At 70.2% G+C, this 23,161-nt stretch carries 19 protein-coding genes; 7 read left to right on the top strand and 12 right to left on the bottom strand.

Annotated elements, in window-relative coordinates; translation table 11 throughout:
* Positions 1-9: 9 nt before the first annotated feature.
* Positions 10-864: a diacylglycerol kinase family protein gene (locus tag GRI72_RS09225; RefSeq protein WP_160733600.1), complete on the top strand. Its 855-nt coding sequence runs from the start codon at positions 10-12 to the stop codon at positions 862-864.
* The gene (locus GRI72_RS09220) at positions 854-1,717 is read left to right on the top strand and encodes a metallophosphoesterase family protein (protein ID WP_160733599.1); all 864 of its coding nucleotides are present in this window, start codon (positions 854-856) and stop codon (positions 1,715-1,717) included. The genes GRI72_RS09225 and GRI72_RS09220 overlap by 11 nt, the downstream gene beginning before the upstream one ends.
* A gap of 6 nt (positions 1,718-1,723) precedes the next feature.
* Here GRI72_RS09220 and GRI72_RS09215 read toward each other — a convergent pair whose 3' ends face one another.
* From GRI72_RS09215 to GRI72_RS14575, 8 genes are all read right to left on the bottom strand, one after another.
* Complete coding sequence (locus GRI72_RS09215) at positions 1,724-3,379, bottom strand: cation:proton antiporter domain-containing protein (protein ID WP_160733598.1); 1,656 nt, start codon at positions 3,377-3,379, stop codon at positions 1,724-1,726.
* A 76-nt stretch (positions 3,380-3,455) separates the two neighbouring features.
* Positions 3,456-4,514, bottom strand: a complete 1,059-nt coding sequence (locus GRI72_RS09210; RefSeq protein WP_160733597.1) for a phytase — start codon at positions 4,512-4,514, stop codon at positions 3,456-3,458.
* Positions 4,514-7,345, bottom strand: a complete 2,832-nt coding sequence (locus GRI72_RS09205) for a TonB-dependent receptor (protein ID WP_160733596.1) — start codon at positions 7,343-7,345, stop codon at positions 4,514-4,516. Before GRI72_RS09205 ends, GRI72_RS09210 begins: the two co-directional genes overlap by 1 nt.
* A gap of 246 nt (positions 7,346-7,591) precedes the next feature.
* Entirely contained in the window at positions 7,592-8,107 is a 516-nt protein-coding gene (rpsI, locus tag GRI72_RS09200; RefSeq protein WP_160733595.1) for a 30S ribosomal protein S9, read from the bottom strand.
* Complete coding sequence (gene rplM, locus GRI72_RS09195; protein WP_160733594.1) at positions 8,107-8,586, bottom strand: 50S ribosomal protein L13; 480 nt, start codon at positions 8,584-8,586, stop codon at positions 8,107-8,109. The genes rpsI and rplM overlap by 1 nt, the downstream gene beginning before the upstream one ends.
* A gap of 132 nt (positions 8,587-8,718) precedes the next feature.
* On the bottom strand, positions 8,719-9,435 hold the full coding sequence (locus GRI72_RS09190) for a hypothetical protein (RefSeq protein WP_160733593.1): 717 nt from the start codon (positions 9,433-9,435) through the stop codon (positions 8,719-8,721).
* Complete coding sequence (gene cutA / locus GRI72_RS14580; protein ID WP_202389028.1) at positions 9,432-9,764, bottom strand: divalent-cation tolerance protein CutA; 333 nt, start codon at positions 9,762-9,764, stop codon at positions 9,432-9,434. Before cutA ends, GRI72_RS09190 begins: the two co-directional genes overlap by 4 nt.
* Positions 9,761-10,822: a COX15/CtaA family protein gene (locus GRI72_RS14575; RefSeq protein ID WP_202389027.1), complete on the bottom strand. Its 1,062-nt coding sequence runs from the start codon at positions 10,820-10,822 to the stop codon at positions 9,761-9,763. The genes cutA and GRI72_RS14575 overlap by 4 nt, the downstream gene beginning before the upstream one ends.
* A 159-nt stretch (positions 10,823-10,981) precedes the next feature.
* Between GRI72_RS14575 and GRI72_RS09180 the strand changes: the two genes are divergently transcribed.
* The 4 genes from GRI72_RS09180 to GRI72_RS09165 all read left to right on the top strand — a co-directional run bounded on the left by GRI72_RS09180 (position 10,982) and on the right by GRI72_RS09165 (position 13,760).
* A complete protein-coding gene (locus GRI72_RS09180) occupies positions 10,982-11,353 on the top strand; it encodes a MerC domain-containing protein (protein WP_160733592.1) in 372 nt (123 codons plus the stop codon).
* Between the two features lie 17 nt (positions 11,354-11,370).
* Positions 11,371-12,354, top strand: coding sequence for a sulfur carrier protein ThiS (gene thiS / locus GRI72_RS09175; protein ID WP_160733591.1), 984 nt, complete (start codon positions 11,371-11,373; stop codon positions 12,352-12,354).
* 85 nt (positions 12,355-12,439) lie between these two features.
* The gene (locus GRI72_RS09170) at positions 12,440-12,967 is read left to right on the top strand and encodes a hypothetical protein (RefSeq protein WP_160733590.1); all 528 of its coding nucleotides are present in this window, start codon (positions 12,440-12,442) and stop codon (positions 12,965-12,967) included.
* 67 nt (positions 12,968-13,034) lie between these two features.
* Positions 13,035-13,760, top strand: coding sequence for a sterol desaturase family protein (locus GRI72_RS09165; protein WP_160733589.1), 726 nt, complete (start codon positions 13,035-13,037; stop codon positions 13,758-13,760).
* Positions 13,761-13,767: 7 nt separating this feature from the next.
* Here the strand turns inward: GRI72_RS09165 and GRI72_RS09160 are convergent, their stop codons facing one another.
* The gene (locus GRI72_RS09160) at positions 13,768-14,997 is read right to left on the bottom strand and encodes an ABC transporter permease (RefSeq protein ID WP_160733588.1); all 1,230 of its coding nucleotides are present in this window, start codon (positions 14,995-14,997) and stop codon (positions 13,768-13,770) included.
* Positions 14,994-15,986: an ABC transporter ATP-binding protein gene (locus GRI72_RS09155; protein WP_160733587.1), complete on the bottom strand. Its 993-nt coding sequence runs from the start codon at positions 15,984-15,986 to the stop codon at positions 14,994-14,996. Before GRI72_RS09155 ends, GRI72_RS09160 begins: the two co-directional genes overlap by 4 nt.
* Before the next feature lie 48 nt (positions 15,987-16,034).
* Between GRI72_RS09155 and queG the strand changes: the two genes are divergently transcribed.
* Entirely contained in the window at positions 16,035-17,096 is a 1,062-nt protein-coding gene (gene queG / locus GRI72_RS09150; RefSeq protein WP_160733586.1) for a tRNA epoxyqueuosine(34) reductase QueG, read from the top strand.
* Here queG and GRI72_RS09145 read toward each other — a convergent pair.
* Entirely contained in the window at positions 17,080-18,303 is a 1,224-nt protein-coding gene (locus tag GRI72_RS09145) for an NAD(P)/FAD-dependent oxidoreductase (RefSeq protein WP_160733585.1), read from the bottom strand. The two genes, queG and GRI72_RS09145, sit on opposite strands and share 17 nt — an antisense overlap.
* A gap of 57 nt (positions 18,304-18,360) precedes the next feature.
* The gene (locus GRI72_RS09140) at positions 18,361-23,085 is read right to left on the bottom strand and encodes an NAD-glutamate dehydrogenase (RefSeq protein ID WP_160733584.1); all 4,725 of its coding nucleotides are present in this window, start codon (positions 23,083-23,085) and stop codon (positions 18,361-18,363) included.
* Between the last annotated feature and the right edge of the window lie 76 nt (positions 23,086-23,161).

The raw sequence follows: 23,161 nt of genomic DNA, 5'->3' as shown, positions 1-23,161 counted from the left end.
TTCCCTCGCATGAGCCACGATCGCGCCCTCTGGATGGTCGTCAACGCGGCGAGCGGCAGCAACAGCCCCGCCGCGATCGAGGCGCTGGAAGGCGGCTGCGCCCGGCATGGCCTGTCGCTCGACCGGCGGATCGCCTTCCCGGCCGATCCCCTGCCCGATGCCGCCGCGCTCGACGCGGCCGGGATCGGAACGCTCGCGGTCTATGCCGGCGACGGGACGGCCAATGCCGTGGTGACCGCGCTCTACGGCTGGGACGGCGCGGTCCTGGTCCTTCCCGGCGGCACGATGAACCTCCTGGCGCAGCGGCTCCACGGCGAGGCGGAGGCCGACGAGATCCTGGGCCGCGTCGGCGCCGGGGCGGCGCGCCGGGTGCGCCCGGGGATTATCCGCACGGCCCACGGCGACGCCTTGGCCGGCCTCCTCGCCGGCCCCGGGACGAGCTGGTACGCGGTGCGCGAGGCCATGCGCGAGGCCGATATCGCCGCCATGGCCGACAGCGCGGGCGAGGCGATCGCCGAAACGACCGGCGGATCGATGCTGCGCTGCCGCGAGCCGCGGGTCGGCCGGGCCGACGGCTATCCGCTGGTCGAGCTGACGCCCGGCCCCTGGGGGCTGCAGGTCGATGCCTACCACGCGGAGAACGCGGGCGAGTTCCTGCAACAGGGCTGGGCGCTGCTGCGGCGCCAGTTCCGCGAAGGGCCGCACGACCGGCTCGGCCTGCTCGACCGGCTGATCGTGGAGGGGACCGAGGGCGACGCGGTCGGCCTCCTGCTCGACGGCGAGCCGGCCCGCGGCGGGGCGACGGAGGAATTCGCCATGGCCGCGTGCGAGGTCGATCTGCTAGCGACCGGGCATGGCGGCTGAACAGACACTCCTCTTCCATGTCAGCGACATCCACTTCGGGCTGGAAGACAATCGCGCGCTCGACTGGGTGAAGCAGGAAATCGCCGAGCGACGCCCCGCTGCGGTCGCGATCACCGGCGACCTGACGATGCGCGCGCGGCACCGCGAATTCGATGCCGCCTGCCGCTGGATCCGCTCGCTCGACGTTCCGGTGACGGTGGAGGTCGGCAACCACGACCTGCCCTATTTCAACCTGGTGGAGCGGTTCTTCCAGCCCTATCGCCGCTTCCGCGGGATCGCCGACCGGGTGGAGCGGGAGATCGACCTGCCGGGCCTCGCGATCGTGCCGCTCAAGACCGCGGTCCGCGCCCAGCCGCGGCTCAACTGGTCGAAAGGCTGGGTCAGTGCGCGCGCGCTGGAGAAATGCCTGGCCGCGATCGACGCCCTGCCCGACGGGGTCCGCGCGCTCGTCGCCTGCCACCACCCGCTGCGCGAAGTCGGCACGGCGGGCACCGCGCTGACCCGCGGCGGCAGCAAGGCCCTGGCCGAACTGGCCTGCCGGCCCAGCGTTCTCGCCGTGCTGAGCGGCCATGTCCACGACGCCTTCGATATCGTCGAGGAAACCGCCAATGGCCCGGTACGCATGATCGGCGCGGGCACGCTGTCCAAACGCACCCGGTCGACGCCGCCCAGCTTCAACGAGCTTGCCTGGGACGGGGAGAGCCTGCGCGTGCGCGTCCGCAACCTGGAAAGCGTGCGCACCCCCGACATGCAGATCGACGACGTGCCCGAAGACGCGCGGCCCCCGCGCCAGCCGGGCGAGCCGGTGGCCCCGGTGCGGCAGGTCCCCCGCACCGATCCGCCGGTGCACTAGCGCGCCCTAGCCGGCGGCCGCCCCCCGCTCGGCGACGAGGGCGAGCAGCGTCCGGGCAATCTCGCGCTCGCCCATGACGACGTGATCGATCCCCAGCCGCTCGAGGTGTTCGACTTCCTCGTCCGAATGGGCGCGGGCGAAGACCAGGATGCCGGGATTGAGCGCGCGCGCATGTTCGGCGATCGCCCCGCCCTCGAACCCTTCGGGAATGGCGATGACCAGCTTGGCCGCCTGGCGGATCCCGGCCTCTTCCAGCACGTGCGGGCTGGTCGCGTTGCCGATCACGACCTCGCGGCCGGCTGCCTGCGCGGCTTGCGCGAAATCGGGCTGGTCCTCGATCACCACCAGCGCCCGGCCGCGCCGTTCCGCGCCTTCGGCGACCAGGCGCCCGACCCGTCCGTGCCCGACCAGGATCACGTGTTCGCGCCGCTCGCGCTGGCGCTCGCGTTCGCGCTCCGCCGCGTCGGCCCGGGCGCGGCGCTCCACGTCGCCCAGGCGCCCGGCGACGAGCGCGAAGATCACCGGGTTGGCGAGGATCGAGAAGATCGCCCCGGCCAGGACCAGGTCGCGCCCCTCCGGCGGCAGCACCCCGAGCTGCGTCCCCAGCCCGGCGAGGATGAAGGAGAACTCCCCGATCTGCGCCAGGCTGGCGGCGATCGTCAGGGCCGAGGCATTGTCGCGCCCGAAAGCGCGGACGATGCCATAGGCCGCAAGCGACTTGCCGACGACGATGATCAGCACGGTCGCCAGCAGCGGGCCGGGCTGCTCAACCACGACCGCGGGATCGAACAGCATCCCGACCGAGACGAAGAACAGCACCGCGAAGGCATCGCGCAGGGGCAGGGTTTCTTCCGCCGCGCGGCGGCTGAGCTGCGTTTCGCCGAGGATCATGCCCGCGAAGAAGGCGCCGAGCGCGAACGAGACGTCGAAGACATAGGCCGCGCCGAGCGCCACGCCGAGCGCGATCGAGAGGACGGCGAGGCGGAACAGCTCGCGCGATCCGGTGTGCGCCGTCCAGTGCAGGGCCGCGGGGATCGCCCGCCGCGCGACGAGCAGCATGAAGGCGACGAACCCGCCGACCTTGAGCACGGTGATCCCGAGGATCGCGGGCAGGCTGGCACCGTCCGTCTCCCCCGCCAGCATCCCCGCGAAGGCGGGCAGGAGGACGAGCGCGAGGATCATCGCGAGGTCTTCCACGATCAGCCATCCGACCGCGATCCGACCGCGCTCGGTCTCCACCAGGTTGCGCGCCTCCAGCGCGCGCAGGAGGACGACCGTGCTGGCAACCGAGAGCGCGAGGCCGAAGACCAGCCCGGCCGCGATCGACCAGCCGAGCCAGGTGGCGAGGGCGAGGCCCAGCCCGGTCGCGACCGCGATCTGCAGCACCGCGCCGGGCAAGGCGATCCGCCGCACCGAGAGGAGATCGCGGAAGGAGAAATGGAGCCCGACGCCGAACATCAGCAGCATGACGCCGATTTCCGCCAGTTCGTTGGCGAGCGCGGTATCGGCGACGAAGCCTGGGGTGAAAGGCCCGACCAGCACGCCCGCGAACAGGTAGCCGGCGACCGGGGAAACGCGCAGCTTGTGCGCCAGCGCCCCCATCAGGAATGCGGCAACGAACCCGGCGACTATCGTTCCGATCAACGGGGTGTGGTGCGGCATCGCGTTCTCCGTGGCTGCGCGCGCTTTCTCGGGCACGCGCAGCCACGGGTCAACTCGTTGCCGGGCGGTGCGCGCCCTAGTTGCCGTCGGCCGTGGCTTCGGGGCCGACGCCGCGCGCCAAGGCCTCGCGGATCGCGTCCCACCGCACGAGCTTGAAGTTCTGCGCCGCCGCGCCGTTCATGCCGTCCTGCGCGACGAACAGGCCGCGGGGGAAGGCGGGCCCGAAATCGCCGAGGACGAGATCGATGCCGTCAGTTTCCTCCGCGCCGCCGAGCGCGCCGTCGACGATGCGGAACCGGCCGACCGGTTCCATCCCCGGCAGGCGGAACGCGGCATAGGCATTGTCGCCCTGGCTCGAAGCGACGAGCAGGCCGCCCTCGCGCCCTTCCGGCGCGATCGCGAGCCCCTCGACATCGGCGACCAGCATCGCGTTGTCCACCGGCGCGACCAGTTCGCCGGGGGTGCCATCCATGCGGAAGCGCCAGATCCCGGCCGTCTCTTCCCCGACGTAGAGCGTGCCGTTGCGCGGATCGACCACGCACCCTTCGGGCTGGGTCGCCAGCTTGTGGCGGAAGACCGTTTCCACCGCCGGGCGGCCGCCGTTCCAGCGCAGCGCCTGGCCGTGCAGCGAACCGTCCTTGACCGGCGAATAGAGCATCGCGTCGGCGCCGTCGCGGCCCGGCCCCATGCAGAAGCCGTAGCCTTCGCCCGGGCCGACATCGAACGTCTCGACCCGGTTGAGCCGGCCGCGCGCGGTATCGAGCGTGAACAGCGCGACCCGGGCCAGCGCCGGGTCGGTCCGGTCGCTCGCGCCCACCAGCACCGTGCCGTCGGCCAGTTCGACCAGATCCACGTTGTTGAGCCGCCCGCCGGCAAGGAAGTGGCGCGCCTTCCCGTCGAGGCCATAGACGTAGAGCCCGGCCTTCTTGTCGGTCGCGACCACCAGGCTCGCGGCCGGGTCCGCGGCGTTGCGCCAGATCGCGGGATCGTCCGCCGCGTCGGCATTGGCCGTGCCGACCGGATCGGTTTCTGCCGTCGCGGTCACCGCGACCGCGGGATCGCCCACGATCGGCGTGGTCGTGCATCCTGCCGCGAGCATTGCGGCCAGCGTCGCGGAAATCACTGCGCCCCGCATCAGAAGGTCACCCGTGCGCCGAGTTTCATGGTCCAGCTATATTCCTCGAACTGGTAGAGGTTCTTGCGCGCGCCGACCGTGTTGTAGGCGAAGTACTTCGCGTTGTTGATGTTCACCCATTCGTAGAACAGCTGGATATTGTCGTTCACGCGGTACTTCGCGCTCAGGTCCAGCTGGAAATGGTCGTCCACCAGGCGGTCTTCCGCCGCCTCGTCGCCCAGCTCGTCGAGGTACTTGTCGCGGTATGTGCCGGCGAGGCGCAGGCTGACCGGGCCCTTCTCGTAACCGAGCGCGATATTGGCCGTGTGCTTCGAGGTCGTCGGCAGCATGATCTCGCGCAGGTCGTCGGGGTCACCGTCGATCGGGACGCGGCCGGTCGCGTCGGTATAGGTATAGTTCGCCTGGGCGATCAGGCCGTCGAAGGGCGATGGCAGCATGTCGAACTTCTGCGCGATCGAGAACTCGGCGCCGAAGACTTCGGCGCTCGGACCGTTGATCGGGATCTCGGCCTCGTCGAAGGCGATGCCCCGGTACTCCCCGTCCTCGCGCACGGTATCGACGATGAAGTTCTTGATATCCTTGTAGAACACCGCGGCCGTGATCGCCCCGTTGCCGGAAAAGTAGTATTCGGCCGAGGCATCGAAGTTCCATGCCTCGTAAGGCAGCAGGTCGGGGTTGCCGAATTCGCCCTCGCGCTCGCCCTCGTCGTTTTCCTCGACCACGAAGCGCGGCGGCAGCTTCGACAGCTTGGGCCGCACGAGGCTGCGGTAGGCGGCCGCGCGCAGGACCAGGTCCGCCTGCGGCTGGTAGCGGACGGTGAGGCTGGGCAGCCAGTGATCGTAATCGCGCTCGCTGGCGGTCGGCGTCACCAGGACGGTGTCGTCCTCCGCCTCGCCCCCGCCCGGCAACTGGCCGCCTTCTTCGACCAGCAGGACATCGTTGCCGACGATGTCGTTCTTCGTGTGCTCGTAGCGCACGCCGCCGATGACGCGCAGCGCGGCGCTGTCCCACCGGCCGAGCAGGTAACCGGCCATGACGTCTTCGGAGATCGCGTAGTCCTCAACCGCCGAATCGAAGGCCGTGTCCACCGCGTTGAGATCGAAGGCGTCGCGATTGGCGTGGAAATAGTCGCGCGCGCCGGTGAAGTTGGGGACCGGTGAGATGTCGGTCAGGCGGTAATCCTGCGTGCCCAGAACGTCGGCCACCGTGAAGGCGTCGTTCTCCCAGTACTCGGCCTCCATGTCGTACGACTTGTCGCGCCAGCGCCCCTTGAAGCCCGCCTGGACGGTGAAGGTCCCCGCGCCTGAAACGAACGCGCGGCCGAGATCGAACCTGGCGGCATATTCCTCGTCCACCGAATCCGACAGCGCGGTGATCGTGATATCGTCGAGGGCATAGCCTGCCGGATCGAAGAAGTCGTCCGCCGCGGCACCCGAGATCGCGTAGAGCGGCACGCGCGGATCGGAGAAGTCGAACCCGGCGACGAGGCCTGTATCCTCGAACGCCTGTTCGAAATTGGCCGGATCGACCGAGCCGTCTTCGCGTTCCGAGCTCTTCGCCCAGCTGACCGAGTAATCGGCTTTCCAGGTGCCGGTGTCGGTTTCGCCGCCGAACACGACCGAGCGGATCTTCTGCGTCTCGAAGCGGTCCTTGATCGACCGCTGGAGCGCCAGTTCGCCCCCCGCATCGGAGAACTCGACCGTGGTGCCGCCGCCGTCGATCTCGCCGGCGTCTTCCAGCTTGAAGCTCACCTCGCGGCGATATTCCTGGTCCTCGAACTGGCTGTAGAGGCCGCGCAGGTAAAGCGCGGTGCTGTCGCCGAGGCGGACGTCGAAGTTGAGGTTGGCGCTGATCCGCTCGCGCTCGACGTTGTAATCGCGGTAATTGACCTCTTCGGGGAAGATCAGCCCGTCATCGTCACTCCAGCCGTCGGCCTCGACATTGTCGGTTTCGAACTTGCGCTGGTAATAGGATGCGCCGCCCGAGATGCCGAAATTGTCGCTGATCCGCGCCGCGAAATCGACGCTGCCCTTGGGCGAGACGTGATCGGCGAGATCGTTGTAGCTGCCTTCCGCCTTGGCGGTCAGCAGGTTCCGGCGCCGGTCGAAGGCGCTGGTCGTCTCGATCTCGATCGAGGCGCCGATGGTGTCGGCATCCATGTCGGGCGTCAGCGACTTCTTGATCTCGATCGATTCGATGATGTCGCTGGAAATGACGTCGAGCGCGACCGAGCGCACGTCGGATTCGGGCGCCGGCAGGCGCACGCCGTTGAGCGACGTGGCGTTAAGCTCGGGATCGAGGCCGCGCACCGACACGAAGCGCCCTTCGCCCTGGTCGTTCAGCACGTTGACGCCGGGCATGCGGCGCATCGATTCGGCGACGTTCTGGTCGGGGAACTGGCCGATCGCGTCGCGCGTCAGCACGTCGCTGATCCCGTCGTTCGCCCGCTTGCGCGACAGCGCGCTGGCGAGGTTTGCGCTCTGGCCAAGGACCAGGATCTCGCGCGAGTTGTCGCCCCCCACCAGGATGTCGGCCCGCACGAAGCGGTCGGCCGGGACGACGACGGTGCGGCGCACGGCCGGCGCGCCGACATATGTGACCTCCAGCGTGTATTCGCCGGCCGGCACGTCGGCGAACAGGAAGCTCCCGTCGCGCTCGGTCGTGGCGACCCGGTCGAGCTCCACGATCCGGACCTGCGCGGCCTGGAGCGTGATCGTTTCGCTCGCATCGAGGACCGTGCCGACGACGTCGCCCGCCAGGGCCGGGGTCGCGATGCTGGCCGCGAGGGCCGCACCGGCGGATGAAACGAGACAGCGCTTGCGAATTTTCATTGGAACTTGCCCTCCAGAACCGATCTGGAGCGGCCGCTAGTCCCGCGGCGTTACCGCTGCATGGCGATTGCGTGACGTGGCGATGACAGGGCCGGCTGGCGCCGCCGCCGCCGCGGCGGATCGCCTGCCGCTTGCGAGCCTGCCGCCATGCGAAACCTGCCCCATGCGAAAAGGGCGGCCCCTTGCAGGACCGCCCTTCGCGTTGTCTTTCCCGGCGCTCCTGCCGAAGCGGATCGCCGAAGCGGGTCAGCGCTTCGAGAACTGGAAGCTGCGGCGAGCCTTGGCCCGGCCGTACTTCTTGCGCTCCACCACGCGGCTGTCGCGGGTGAGGAAACCGGCGGCCTTGACCGTCGAGCGCAGCGCCGGCTCGTACTTGGCGAGCGCCTGCGAGATGCCGTGCTTGACCGCGCCGGCCTGGCCCGAAAGGCCGCCGCCCTTGACGGTGGCGATCACGTCGAACTGGCCCGCGCGATCGGTGATCGCGAACGGCTGGTTGATGATCAGGCGCAGCGTCGGACGCGCGAAATAGGTTTCCTGGTCCTTGCCGTTGACCGTGATCGTGCCCTTGCCCGGCTTGATCCAGACGCGCGCGACGGCGTCCTTGCGACGGCCGGTGGCATAGGCGCGGCCATGCTGGTCCAGCTCCTGCTCGCGCAGGGGGGCGGTGCTTTCCGCGATCGTCGCGGCGTCACCTTCGGGCGCGTCGCCGGCGATGTCCTTGAGGTCCGACAGGTCGGACACGGTGTTCTTCTCGTCAGCCATTATGCGGACACCTTGTTCTTGCGGTTCATCGAGGCGACGTCGAGCACTTCGGGCTTCTGCCCGTCGTGGGGATGCTCGGTGCCGGCATAGAGGTGCAGCGCCTTCATCTGCTGGCGACCCAGCGGACCGCGCGGGATCATCCGTTCGACCGCCTTTTCCAGCACGCGTTCGGGGAAACGGCCTTCGAGCACCTTGGCCGGGGTCGTTTCCTTGATCCCGCCGGCATAGCCGGTGTGCTTGTAATAGACCTTGTCACCCAGCTTGTTGCCGGTGAAACGCACCTTGTCGGCATTGATCACGATCACGTGATCGCCGCAATCGACGTGCGGGGTGTAGCTCGGCTTGTGCTTGCCGCGCAGGATATTGGCGATGATCGAGGCGAGGCGGCCGACGACCAGGCCCTCGGCGTCGATCAGGTGCCATTTCTTCTCGACCTCGGTCGGCTTGATCGACCGGGTGCTCTTGTGGAGCGCCTTCATGGCTGGAATTCCTTCGAAATGTTGCCGCCGCGAATCTGCCCAGGCAGCCGCGGGAGCGGCGCATTTGTCGTTTCGGGCCGCCAAAGTCAAGCAAATGCGCGCGTTACGGGAGAGGTAAAATGGTACCTTGGCCTAATCGAAGGCTTCGAGGCGCCATGTTTCGAGCGAGATCCGCTCGCTTCCCCCGACCCGGGTGACGATCCGGCGGCGTGCACTGGCGAGGTGCCCGTCGGCCGGGTCCAGCGTCCCTTCGAACCGCACGCTCACTTCCCCCGCCTCGGCCCCCGGGACCGGCACGGCGGCGGTCCTCTCGCGCGCCGGGCCGGGAAAGAACAGGTCGCCGGGCCAGCGGCTGGCCATGCGCGCGCCGGCCCGCTGGACGTCGGCGACATAGTCCATCGCCTCCGCCTGCCGGTCCGGGCTGCGCCGGGCGACATAGGCCCGCGCGGCCTCCGTCAGCCCGGGGACCGGCCCCGCCGCGCCCGGCCCGCCCTCGACGATCCGCCCCTGGCGGTCGAGCGCGATCGGAAACGGCCCAGCCTGCGGGTTCCTTCGCTCCACCTCCGCCAGCGGCTCGAGCGCCGGCGGGACCTCGACCGCGACCTCCAGTGGCTCGCCGTCCACGAGGTAGCCGGCCCCCTGGCGATGGAAGCGGACCCGCCAGCTGCGCGTGACCACCACGCTTTTCCCGTCGCCCAGGCGGCGTTCGAGCACGCGGGTCAGCTTCATCGGCCCGGCCGGCGGATCGAACTGGCGGGCCTGCGCGGCCATTGTCGTTGCCGGCGCTGCCGCGCTGCCGGCGACCAGCAGCACGATCGCCAGTGCGGACAGGGCGGCGCGCACGATCACCCGCGCCCCCCGCCGCCAGCCCCTGGCAGCGCGCCGAGCCAGGCCGCGGTGGCCGCACCCGCGGCATCGCAGCGCCAGCCGAGCACGGCCGGCTCGTCATAGGGATGGAGCGCCTCCAGCCGGGCCACCGCGGCATCGAGGAGGCCGGCATCGGTCTTGACCAGCAGGCCGCATTCCTCGGCCTCGTCCAGCCCGTCCTTCCACGCGAAGACCGAGTGGACCGGGCCGATCGCGTTGCCGCAGCCGGCCAGCCCTTCGGTGACCAGCTGGCGGGCCAGCGCCAGCGCCGTCTCCCGATCGGGGCACGGGCACCAGGCCAGCGCGCTCAAGGCCGCCTCCCCAGGACATGCATGCCCCAGGCCGCCGCCATGACCAGCAGCGCGCCGACCGCCTGGTGCGCGGTCGCCACCCACAGCGACACCCCGGTCCACACGGTCGCGATGCCGAGGACGATCTGGAGGCCGAAGGCGGCGTGGATCGCGATCGACGCGCGCCGATCGAACGGGCGGACCTTGCGCGCGAGCACGACCAGCGCCGCCACCGCCGCCCAGGCCCACCAGCGGTGGAGGAAGTGGATCAGGAAGGGATCGTGCGTCAGCGCCCAGCCCAGCCCGCGCGACAGGTCGAATTCGGGCACCAGGCGCCCCTGCATCAGCGGCCAGGTGTCCGACGCGTGGCCGGCGTTGAGCCCGGCGACCCAGGCGCCGAGCAGGAGCTGGACGAACACGACCAGCGCGATCGCCGCGCTCGCGCCGCCCAGGCGGGCCGGGCGCGCCCCGGGAACGCGGGCGAGCCGCCGCAGATCGAGCGCGGTCCAGACCACGGCGGCCAGCGTGAAGAGCGCGGTGAGGAGATGGATCGAGAGCCAGAAATGGCTGACGTCGGTCATCTCCCCCGACAGGCCCGAGCGCACCATGAACCACCCGAACGCGCCCTGCAGTCCGCCCAGCGCGAGCAGGCCGACCAGCCGCGGCTTGAACCCGGCGGGGATCGCGCCCCTGATCCAGAACCAGGCCAGCGGCAGCGCGAAGGCGAGGCCGATGAGCCGCCCGATCAGCCGGTGCGCCCATTCCCAGAAATAGATGAACTTGTAATCGGCCAGCGTCATCCCGGCCGGCCCGGTGACGTGCTTGTACTCGCCGATCTGCTGATAGGCCTGAAACTCCGCCTGCCACTGTGCCTCGTTGAGCGGGGGGATGGCCCCGGTGACCGGCTTCCACTCGGTGATCGAGAGGCCGGATTCGGTCAGCCGCGTGATCCCCCCGACAATCACGATCGCGACGATCAGCCAGGCAACGACCCAGAGCCAGCGGGCCAGCGCGGCCGGTCGGGCCGAAGCGGGAAGGGTCGCCGATGCGGCGGGCGGGGAAGAAGCGGGCGTGGCCATGGGCACGCCTGATGCGACGACGGGGGCCGAATCTCAAGACTTTCCATCGCCGCCCCTGCGCCCCTGCGCCCTCCGCCCCGGTGGCGGCAACCAGCCCGCAGCGCGCGGGGCAATTAGCCCTTGCATCATGTTACACCGTCTCATACATGGCGGGCTTCCATGGATGCGCCTCATTCCTCGATTCGCGGACGGCTGGACCGCGCCGGCATCATGCTGTCGGGCCTGTGCATCGTGCACTGCATCGCCTCGATCGTGGTCGTTTCCGCGCTCGGCATCGGGGCCGAGTTCCTGCTGTCGCCCGCCTTCCACAGGGTCGGGCTGGCCGTGGCCCTGGTGATCGCCGCGATCGCGATCGGCTGGGGCGCGCTGACGCACCGGCGGCGCGTGCCCTTCGTCACCGCGATGACGGGCCTGACGTTCATGGGCGGCGCGCTGGCCATGCCGCACGGGGCGGGCGAGGTGATCCTGACCGTGATCGGCGTGGTGCTGGTGTCGATCGGGCACCTGCTGAACTTGCGCCGCGCGGATTGAACGCTATCTCGCCGGGCATGTCTGCCCCGCTCACCCTCACCGTCAACGGCGAAACCCGCCGCACCCATGCCAACACGATCGCCGCCCTCGTGCGCGAGCTCGATCTCGCGCCCGAGAAAGTCGCGGTCGAGCGCAACGGCGAGATCGTGCCGCGCTCCACGCTGGGCGAGGCCCCGCTGGCCGAGGGCGACAAGCTGGAAATCGTCCACTTCGTGGGCGGCGGCAGCGGCGACGACGACAGCTGGACCGTCGCCGGCCGCACGTTCCGTTCGCGCCTGATCGTGGGCACCGGCAAGTACAAGGATTTCGCCCAGAACGCCGCCGCGGTGGAGGCGTCGGGCGCCGACATCGTCACCGTCGCGGTGCGCCGCGTCAACGTCAGCGATCCGAAGGCGCCGATGCTGACCGACTTCATCGATCCGAAGAAGGTCACCTACCTGCCCAACACCGCCGGGTGCTTCACCGCCGAAGACGCGATCCGCACCCTGCGCCTGGCGCGCGAAGCGGGCGGCTGGGACCTGGTGAAGCTGGAAGTGCTGGGCGAAGCGCGCACGCTCTATCCCGACATGCGCGAAACGCTGAAGGCGACCGAGACGCTGGCGAAGGAAGGGTTCCTGCCGATGGTCTACTGCGTCGACGACCCGATTGCCGCCAAGCAGCTGGAAGAGGCCGGCGCGGTGGCGGTCATGCCGCTGGGCGCGCCGATCGGGTCCGGGCTGGGGATTCAGAACCGCGTCACCATCCGCCTGATCGTGGAAGGGGCCAGCGTCCCGGTCCTGGTCGATGCCGGGGTCGGCACCGCCAGCGATGCCGCGGTGGCGATGGAACTGGGTTGCGACGGCGTGCTGATGAACACCGCGATCGCCGAGGCGAAGGACCCGGTGCGCATGGCCCGCGCGATGAAGCTGTCGGTGGAGGCCGGGCGCGAGGCCTATCGCGCCGGGCGGATGGCGACGCGCAAGTATGCCGACCCGTCCAGCCCGCTGGCCGGGCTGATCTAGCGCTTGCGGAGCCGCGCGCAGGCGCGGGCTAACGCCAAATTAACCAAGTCGGGCGATGGTGGCCCTGCAACAGGGAACCGCCACCATGCCCAAGGCCGCCACAGCATCGCTCACCATCGCCGAAATGCGCGAATTCGCGAGCTTCACCCCTGCCGAACAGCGTTATATCCGCCGCAGCCTCGACATCGGGCTGGGCCGCCAGGACGCCTTCAAGCGCTGGGCCCGCGACGCCGGGGAAAGCGCGGCGATCCGCAGCCAGTACGTCGCCTACCAGGAACTGAAGGTCCTGCGCGAAACCGTGCCGGCCGAAAGCCGGCCAGACATTGCCGAAAGCTTCATCGGCAAGCTGACCCGCGTGGCCGCCTTCGACCTGGCGCAGGAACGGATCGAGTGCTTCTCGGCCTTCCGGTTCCTCTACGAACGCCTGCTGGGCGCCGCCGTGCGCCCCTGGCTGCCGAGCGCATTCTGCGCCGCCAGCGCGCTGCCGCAGATCCGCCCCCACCGGCGCAAGCTCCTGCTCCAGTCGCTCAGCGAGGCGGCGGCAACGGCACCGGGCTGGTCCGACCGCGCGCCGGCCTTCTATCCCGAGTACATCGAGCGCGAAGCCGCCTGACACCGCCGGCGGCCGGTGCGAAAGACTGTCGCCCGGCGGGCCGGGTTCGGGCATACTGGCCGCCGTCATGGTCGTGGCCATCATCCTGTCCGCGCTGGCGATGACCGCCATCGTCGCGCTGCGCTATCTCGCCGCCAGCGGGCTGTTCGCCTGGGCCACCGAGCGCGTCCGGCCCGGGCTCTACGCCGGCCTCGCCCCGCAGATCCGGCGCGAGATCGGCTGGTCGCTGCTCTCGGCCGCGATCTACGGCGTGCCCGCCGGTATCGTCGCCTGGGGCTGGCACGAGCGCGGCTGGACGCTGATCTACAGCGATCCGCAGGCCTACCCCCTGTGGGCCATGCCCCTCTCGCTCTTCGCCTATCTCTTCGCGCACGATACCTGGTTCTACTGGACGCACCGCTGGATGCACCGGCCGCGCCCGTTCCGCCTCGCCCACGCGGTCCACCACGCCAGCCGCCCGCCGACCGCCTGGGCGGCGATGAGCTTCCACCCGCTGGAGGCGATTACCGGCGCGGTGGTGATCCCGGCGCTGGTCTTCCTCATCCCGATCCACGTCGGCGTGCTCGCGCTCGTCCTCGCGATCATGACCGTCATGGGGGTGACCAACCACATGGGATGGGAGATCTTTCCCCGCGCGCTCGTCCGGTCGCGGATCGGCGGATGGCTGATCACCGCGAGCCACCACCAGCGCCACCACGACCACTATCGCTGCAACTACGGGCTCTATTTCCGCTTCTGGGATCGCCTCTGCGGCACCGATCGCGGGCTGTCCGACCGCTTCGTGCGCCCCTGACGCGGCCCTATCGCCGCGCGAAGAGCGCCCGCCAGCCGCGGCCCGGCTTCGCCGGTGCGGGGCCCGATTTCATCACCCGCCGGCGGAACAGGCGCGCGCCGAAGCGGACGAAGACCACGACCGACAGGACCTGCCAGGCAAGCGCGACGAGATGCGGCCAGAGCGCCGGCTCCTGCGCCGCCCGCGCCACCATCGCGTAAGGCGAACTGAGCGGGAAGGCCACCGCCGCCAGTTCCACCGGCGACCCGATGTCGGTCATCGCGAAGCTGGCGAGGAAGAACACGAGGAGTTGCAGGATCGTCGCCGGCATCGACATCGTCTGCACGTCGCGCACGGTCGGCGCCATCGATCCGATCGTGAGGAAGATCGACCCGATCAGCAGGTAGGCCATCGCGAAATAAGCGAGGAACAGCGCGGCGAAGGCGGGCCAGCCCACGGCGGGCGGGGAGAAATCGTCCAGAACCCCGGTCGCGACGACGATCGCCCCGGCGGCGCTGCCCCAGATCGCGATCCCGACGAAGCTGACCGCCAGCATGGCGAAGAGCTTGCCGAAGAAGACCGCGTCCATCGGGATGGCCGCCGCCAGGATCTCGATGATCTTGTTGCCCTTTTCCTCCACCAGGTTCGACATGACCATGCCCGCCAGCAGCATCGTGAGCAGGAACAGCAGGATCAGGCCGGCGGTCGCTGTCGCGGCATTGGCGCTGCGCTTGCTGGCGACCGTGGCCGCTGTCGGCTCGAGCGCGACCGCGGGATAGCCTGCCGCCGCCCCGCCCTGCGCCTCTGCCGCGAGCAGGGCCACGCGCCCGCTCCAGCTCTCGATCCGTTCGGCCGTGCCGGTCAGCCTCGGCGCGGCCAGCGTGCCGCCCAGCACGGCGCCGAAATTGCGCGCGTCATCGGCGAGGAGCCGCGCGGCGTCGTTCGCCTCGCCAGCCTCCACCACCTCGATCTCGGGCAGGTTCAGCAGCGCGTCCAGCCCGGCATGGGCCGCGGCGAAGGCGCGCCCTTCCGCCGGCGGGAGGGCGACCGCCAGGCGCGGGCTGTCCACGCTGCCCACGGCCTGCGCGCTGAGCGCGCCCGCAGCGCCGCTGATGCCGATGAAGAACAGGGGCCCGACGAGGAAGAACAGGAACGCCTTCGACAGCAGGATCGCGGTGAAATCGCGCCGCGCGATCACCCAGGCCGCGCGCCACAGCGGCAGGCGCGCCCTTGCGCCGGCGGGGGAAGCGTCGCTCATCGGCCGGCCTCCGCCGTGCTGTCTTCCTCCAGCGCGCGGGCCGCCGCCTCGCCCGCGATATGGACGAAGGCATCGTGCAGTCCCGCCCGCTCGATCGAAAGCGAGAGAATGCCCGCCTCCCCCTCGATCAGCGCGCGCAGCAGGGGCTCGATCCCCGTCGCGGGGAGCGAGAAATACCAGAAATCGCCTTCGCGCCTGGCATCGCCCGGCAGGGCGTCGCGCCAGCGCCCCTCGCGCGCGCGCGTCTCCAGCCGGACCTGCGCCGGGATGCGGTCGCGCGCGGCATCGACCGATCCGGCATAGGGCACCTTGCCCCCGGCGATGATGGCGACGCCTTCGCACAACCGCTCCGCATGGGCGATCACGTGGGTCGAGAAGATCACCGTCGTCCCGCGCGCCGCGAGGCCGCGGATCAGCACTTCCAGCTTGCCCTGGTTGATCGCGTCGAGGCCCGAAAACGGCTCGTCGAGGATGACGAGGCGCGGGTCGTGGACCAGGGTGCCGAGCAATTGCACCGTCTGGGCCATGCCCTTCGAAAGCTGGCGGATCTGTTTGTCCGCCGCGTGGCCCAGGCCGTGTTCCTCCAGCAAGGCGCGCCCGCGCTCGCGCGCGTCGGCCAGCGCCATGCCGCGCAAGGCGCCCATGAAGGCGATCGCGTCGCAGGCCTTCATCGCCGGGTAGAGCCCGCGTTCTTCGGGCAGGTAGCCGATCAGACCGGCGATATCGTGCGGATCGTCGTGCCCGAACAGGCGCCGCACGCCCCGGTCGGGATCGATGATCCCCAGCAGCATCCGCAGCGTCGTCGTCTTGCCTGCGCCGTTGGGGCCAAGCACGCCGTAGATCGCGCCTTCGGGCACGGCCAGGTCCACGCCGTCCACCGCCGTCGTCGCGCCGAAGCGCTTGACCAGCCCGCGCGCCTCGATCGCCAGCGGGTGCGATGGTGCGGTATCGTTGCCCGCGCGGGGCGGATCGCTTAGCGCGGTTTCCATGTTTCGCGCGGTAGCCTCCGCGCCTTGCAGGGAGCAACCCCCGTTCGCATGTCCGGCGACAGAGAAGATGCCACGCTGCGCGACGAGCTGCTTGCCGAGGCGGCGCGGCTGGGCTTCGTCGCGGTGGGCATCGCCCCGGCGGCGGACGACCCGGAGCGGGCGCGGCGGCTGCGCGAATGGATCGCGGCCGGCCACCACGCGACGATGGAATGGATGGAGGACCGGGCCGACGTGCGCCAGGGCCCGCAGGCGATGTGGCCCGAGGCGAAGAGCGTCATCGCCCTGGGCATGAGCTATGCCCCCGCGCACGACCCGCTGGCGCTGGAGGGCGACCGGGAACGCGCTCGCATCTCGGTCTATGCCCAGGGGCGCGATTACCACGACACGGTGAAGAAGGCGGCGAAGGCGCTGGCGCGCTGGCTGGTCGAACGCGCGCCGGGCACCGAGCTGAAGGTCTTCGTCGATACCGCGCCGGTGATGGAAAAACCGCTGGGCGAGGCGGCGGGGATCGGCTGGCAGGGCAAGCACACCAACCTGGTCAGCCGCGAGCATGGATCGTGGCTGTTCCTGGCCGCGATCTACACCACGCTGGAGCTGGAGCCGGCGGCGCCCCATCGCGACAATTGCGGATCGTGCCGCGCCTGCCAGGACGCCTGCCCCACCGACGCCTTCCCCGCGCCCTATCGCCTCGATGCGCGCAAGTGCATTTCCTACCTCACGATCGAGCACAAGGGCCCGATCCCGCACGCGTTCCGCAAGGCGATCGGCAACCGGATCTACGGCTGCGACGATTGCCTGGCGGTGTGCCCGTGGAACAAGTTCGCCGCCACCGCCGCGCGCAACCGGGCCTTCCTCCCGCGCGCCGAACTCGTCGCGCCGCGCCTCGCCGAACTGCTCGCGCTCGACGATCCCGGCTTCCGACGGCTCTTTTCCGGCTCCCCGATCAAGCGGATCGGACGCGACCGTTTCGTGCGCAATTGCCTGATCGCGGCGGGCAACAGCGGCAACCGCGCGCTCGAAGGGCCGGTACGCGCGCTGCTGGACGATCCCGACCCGGTCGTGGCCGAAGCGGCCCGGTGGGCCCTGGGCGAGCTCAGACCAGCGCCTTGAGCGATATCTCCGGGTCGGCGAGCGCCTCGCGGTCCGGGCGCGCACCAGCCTCCACCAGCTTGCGCCCCTGGGCATAGTCCTTGGTCGCATTGACGCAATCGAGCGCGATCACCCGCCCTTCGCTGAGGTAGACGACCGAGAACTTGCGCGCATCGGGGTCGCCGCGCAGCACCGTCTCGTCGTGGTCGAGCGAGAGGCCCACGGTCTGCAGGCGCAGGTCGTACTGGTTCGACCAGAACCAGGGCACGGCGTTGTAGGGGCGCGCCTCGCCGCAGATGGACCGGGCCGCGACATTGGCCATGTCGTTCGCGTTCTGCACCGATTCCAGCCGGATCACCGCGCCGCCGGCATAGGGATTGGCATGGGCCGCGCAATCGCCGATGGCATAGACGTCGTCGAGCGAAGTGCGGCAGAACTCGTCCACGTCGACCCCGTTCGCCCCGGCGGCCCCGGCCGCGATCAGCGGGCCGACCGAAGGGACGATCCCGATACCCACGACCACGAGGTCCGCCGGGATGGTCTCGCCCCCGTTCAGGGCGACGCCGGTGACCTTGTCTTCCCCAACGATCCGCTCGACCGCGGCCTCCAGCCGGACGTCCACGCCCTGCCGGCGATGCTCGGCCTCGTAGAAGCGCGAGAGTTCTTCCCCCGCCACCCGGGCCAGCACGCGGGGCAGCGCCTCCAGCAAGGTGACCTCGCAGCCGACCTTGCGCAGGACCGCCGCCGCCTCCAGCCCGATATAGCCGCCGCCGATCACCACCGCGCGGCGCGCGCCGGCCTCCAGCTCGGCCATCATCCGGTCAACGTCGCCCCGGTTGCGAACCGAGTGCACGCCCGGCAGGTCGGCACCCGGGCGATCCAGCCGACGCGGATCGCCTCCGGCGGCCCAGACCAGCTTGCCGTAAGCCATGCGGCTTTCGTCGGACAGGACGACTTCGCGGGCCTGCGGGTCGATCGCGACCACCGAAGTCCTCAACCGCAGGGCCACGTCCTTGTCGGTCCAGAACTGCGGCGGGCGGATATAGATCCGCTCGAACGGCTTTTCGCCGGCAAGGTATTCCTTCGACAGCGGCGGCCGTTCGTACGGCGGCTCGCGGTCGCGGCCGATCATCGCGATCGATCCGGCAAACCCGTTCTGGCGCAGGGCGATGGCGGCCTGTGCGCCGCCATGCCCCGTGCCGACGATAACGATATCGGCGCTCTGCATCCCGCCGGGTTTGGACAAATCCGGCGCCGGGTCAAGCCCGCCGGCCGGCCCCGCCCGTCAGCGCCCGAGCAGGTTGCGCGCCTGGCTGGCGATCTGCGCCAGCATCGCGGGGGCCACCGGCGAATGTGCCTGCGCCCGCCCGATCATCGCGCGGAATTGCCGGATCGCGGTCTCGTTCTCCTCCGCCCACGCGGCGACCGCCCCGGCCGGGTCGGACCTGGCATCCTTGCGCCGCGAGAGCCGCCGCAGGAAATCGAGCCGCATCTGCTGGAAATCGCGGGCAAGCCCGGCCACCAGCAGGCGCTCCCACACGTCGGACGGGTCCATCAGAGCGGCGGTTCCCTGCGCCCAGTCGAGCCCCAGCCGGGCCCCGAGATCGGTGAAGGCGCAAGTGAGGTTCCGCGCCCCGATCTCGGCATCGCGGGCGAGGCGGGCGAGGCCGACCGCGCCGTCCATGTCGAACAGGTGGGCGACATCGGCGGCAATGTCGGCCGGCGCGCCCATCTCGGCAAAGGCGGCGCGCATCTTGGCCGATTGCTGGCGCGATTCGGCCGCAAGCAGCCCCTCGGTGTCCGAGGCCAGTTCGCCCACGCCGCGCGACAGTTCCTCGACGATGCGCGAGGGGCCGGCGCGGCCGACGCCGGCGCGCAGGAGGTCGGCCATCTGGCTGCGCATCGCGGTCGCGACCCGGTCGAACAGCATGATCCGCGCCGATTCGGGCATGGCGGCCCGGTCGAGCCGGTCCCACAACGCCTCGATCCCGAACAGCTTCTCCGCGGCGACGAAAGCCGCGGCGACCTGCGCCAGCTCGACCCCTTCCTCTTCCGCCAGTTCGAACGGGTTGACGAGGCCGAGGCGGTTGACGATCCGGTTCGCAAGGCTGGTCGCAATGATCTCGCGGCGGAGCCGGTGATCGAGGATCTGCGCCTTGAACTTCGCCCGCATCGGCGCGGGGAAATACCCGAACAGGTCGGGCTCCAGCGCCGGCTCGTCGGGCAGGGGCGACTGCTCGATCGCGTCCTGCAGGACCAGCTTGGTGGAAGACAGGAGCACCGCCAGCTCGGGCCGGGCCAGGCCCGCGCCGTCGCTCGCCCGGCGCGCCAGGGCTTCGCCGTCGGCCAGCCCCTCTGTCCGCCGGTCGAGGTACCCGCGATCTTCCAGCGTCTCGATCAGGCGCAGCTGCGAGGCGGTCGCCTTCGCGCCGCCCAGCTCGGCGATCGAGAGTGCCAGGGCCTGGAGCCGGTTGTCTTCCAGCACCAGTTCCGCGACCTCGTCGGTCATCTCGGTCAGCAGCTTGTTGCGCCGCGGTTCCGACAGGCGGCCGGCCCGGCGGGCGCCGGCCAGCGCGATCTTGATGTTCACCTCGTTGTCCGAACAGTCGACCCCGGCCGAGTTGTCGATGAAATCGGTGTTGATCCGCCCGCCGCGCAGCGCGAACTCGATCCGCCCGGCTTGGGTCACGCCCAGGTTGGCGCCTTCGCCGATCACCCGCGCCCGCAGGTCCGCGGCATCGACGCGCAGGACATCGTTCGCCGGGTCGCCGACCTGGACGTTGTTCTCCGAACGGCTCTTTACATAAGTGCCGATGCCGCCGAACCAGATCAGGTCCACTTGCGCCTTCAGGATCGCGGAAATCAGCGCCTCGGGCTCCAGCTCCCTGGCATCGACCCCCAGCAGGCGGCGCATCGGGGCGGAGATCGGGATCCGCTTGGTCGTGCGCGACCAGACCCCGCCGCCCTTGGAGATCAGCGCCTTGTCATAGTCTTCCCAGCTCGAGGCCGGGAGGTCGAACAGGCGCTTGCGTTCCTGCCAGCTTTTCGCCGGATCGGGATCGGGGTCGATGAAGATGTGGCGATGGTCGAAGGCGGCGACCAGCTTGATCGCCTTCGACAGCAGCATGCCGTTGCCGAAGACGTCGCCCGACATGTCGCCGCAGCCGGCCACGCGCACCGGCTCGCTCTGCACGTCGATCCCCATTTCGAGGAAGTGCCGCTGGACCGAGACCCAGGCCCCGCGGGCGGTAATGCCCATGGCCTTGTGATCGTAGCCGTTGGACCCGCCGCTGGCGAAGGCATCGCCGAGCCAGAAATCGCGTTTCTCGGCGATCGCGTTGGCGACGTCGGAAAAGCGCGCCGTGCCCTTGTCGGCCGCGACCACGAAATAGGGATCTTCCCCGTCGCGGATCACCACCCGCGGCGGGTGGACGACCTTGTCGCCTTCGAGGTTGTCGGTCACCGACAGCAGGGTGCGGATGAAGATCTCGTAGCTCGCCTGCCCTTCGGCGGCCCAGGCGGCGCGGTCCTTGTCCGGGGCGGGCAATTGCTTGGGATAGAACCCGCCTTTCGCGCCGGTCGGCACGATCACCGCGTTCTTGACCCGCTGGGCCTTCATCAGGCCGAGGATCTCGGTCCTGAAGTCGTCCCGCCGGTCGGACCAGCGCAGGCCCCCGCGCGCGACCGGGCCGGCGCGCAGGTGAATGCCCTCGACCCGCCGCGAATAGACGAAGATCTCGCGCCAGGGGATCGGCCGCGGCAGGTTGGGCACGAGCTGCGAATCGATCTTGAAGGCCAGCGCCTCCTGCCCCGCCGGGGCAAAGGCGTTGGTCCGCAAAATCGCGCCGATGACGGCGTGATAGAGGCGCAGCAGCCTGTCGTCGTTGATCGCCGCGACCCGGGCGAGGCCCTGCTTGATCGCCGCCTCGCACTCGCGCGTGGCCGCTTCCCGGTCGCCCTCGAAATCGGGATCGTGGCGGGCGGCGAACAGGCGCACCAGCGCGCGGGTGACGCCGGGCGCGCGGTCGAGCGCATCGACGACGGTATAGATCGTGAAGCTGACCCCCGCCTGCCGCAGGTAGCGATAGAACGCGCGCAGCCAGTTCGCCTCGTCCGCGCTCAGGGCGGCGCCGATCACCAGCCGGTTGAACGGGTCGTCCTCCGCCCAGCCGTTGAGGACCGCGGCAATCGCCTGCTCGATCGCGTCGGCCCGCTCCAGCAGCGGGTCGATCGCATCGCCTTCGGGCAGGGCGAGCGTGAAATCGTGGACCGTGCCCAGCCGTCCGTCCTCGAGCGGGGTCGGGATCTCGGCCAGGACGCGGAAACCGAAGTTCTCCAGCGCCGGCACGGCGTCGGAAAGCGGCAGGGCGCCTTCGTGCTCGTAGATCTTGAGCCGCAATTCGGCCGCGCCGTCGCGCTCGAACGCATAGAGACGCGCATCGCGCTGCAGGGGGGCCTCGCCCGGGGTTTCCGATTCGAGCGCCGAGAGATGGCGCATCCGGGCAATGTCGCGCGCGGCCTCTGCCGGGCCGTAGTCCGCGCGATAGGCGGCGGGAAAAGCCTCGGCGAACCGGGTCGCGATGGCGGCCGCGCGGCCGGCTTCCATCTGTTCGGCCAGTTCGCCCTCGACCGCCTCGGCCCAGCCGCGCAGCATCTTCTGCAACCGCGCTTCCAGCTCCGCCTCGGGCGTGGCGACCTGGCCGCCGCGCAAGTCGAGCACGAAGCGCAGCATGGCGAGGTTGCCGCCTTCGACCTGCAGGCTCCAGTCGAGCATCGTCGCCCCGGCGCCCTGCTCCAGCAGGTCCACGATCTGGTGGCGCACCTGGGTCGAGAGCATGTCGCGCGGCATCCACACGAAGGCGAAGAGGTGCCGGGCGAGCGGCGCCTCGACCAGCGCGAGGCGCGGGCGCGGGCGATCGACCAGGCTCATCATCGCGGTCGCCACCCGCTCGATATCCTCGTCCGAAAAGCCGATCACGAGATCGTGCGGCAGCGCGGTCAGCGCATGGACCAGCGCCTTGCCCGCATGGCCGCCGGCGTCGAACTCGAATTTCTCCATCAGGCTGGAAACCCGCGCGCGCAGGCGCGGCACCTGGGTCGGGGTGGCCGCGAGGGCCGCGCTCGTCCACACGCCGGCATGGATCGACAGCGCGGTGACCTTCCCGCCCTCGCGGATCGGGGCGATGAACAGGTCGAGCGGGACCCGGCGATGGACGTTGGAAAGGCGGTTGGCCTTGATGATCAGCAGTTCGCGCCCTTCCTCGGCCGCGCCGAACCAGTCGAACGCGCGTTCGTAGGACGCATCGGCCAGGATCTGGCGCGCGCTCTTGCGGCAGATCCCCAGGAGATCGGAATGGCTGCCGTCGCGGTGGCGGCGCAAGTGGCCGAGCTGCGTCAGCATCCCGCCTTCGAGCCAGCGCAGCAGCTCCGCCCCTTCGGCATCGTCGATCCGCGCGGCGTCGGCGCGCATCGCCTCGCGCATTTTCGGCCAGTCGGCCACGGCGGCATGAACGTCGGCCAGGGTCGTGCGCAGCTCGCGCTCCAGCCCCCGCCGCTGGCGCGCGTCGATCCGCACGGTCTCGACGTAGACCATCGATTCGCGCCGCGTGTCCTCGCCCCGCTGGGAAGCGATCTCGCGCAGCGTGCCGTCCGCGTCGCGGCGGGTATGGATCACCGGGTGGACCAGCCGGTCGATCGCCAGCCCCTGCGCCGCGATCGTCGCCGCGATCGAATCGACCAGGAACGGCATGTCGTCGTTGATCAGCGCGATGCGCATGAAGCGCCGCTCGTCGGTGGCGGAAGCGAGCGCGATCGCCGCTTCACCCGGTTCCCGCCGGGCCGCCGCCTCGAGCATGAAACCGGCCGCGTCGCGCACCTTCTCGGTCGCGAAAGGCGTATCGCCGGGCAGGAGCGAATCGCAGATCCGTTCGGTCAGCGCGCCGACGAGAGAGGAGGGAACGGCCTGTTCGCGTTGAGACTTGCCGGAAGGCGCAGCTGCTCGGGAACCCATCGAAATCGCTCCATCGGGCGCTCGAACGCCCGCCCAAAGACGCCGACGACGCGGCAATAATATTGCGCGCCTACGC

It is taken from the genome of Pelagerythrobacter marinus (genome assembly GCF_009827515.1).
In the GTDB taxonomy this organism is placed as follows: domain Bacteria; phylum Pseudomonadota; class Alphaproteobacteria; order Sphingomonadales; family Sphingomonadaceae; genus Pelagerythrobacter; species Pelagerythrobacter marinus.
The sequence above is the reverse complement of the archived record's forward strand: the minus strand, read 5'-3'. Positions and strand labels throughout refer to the sequence as shown.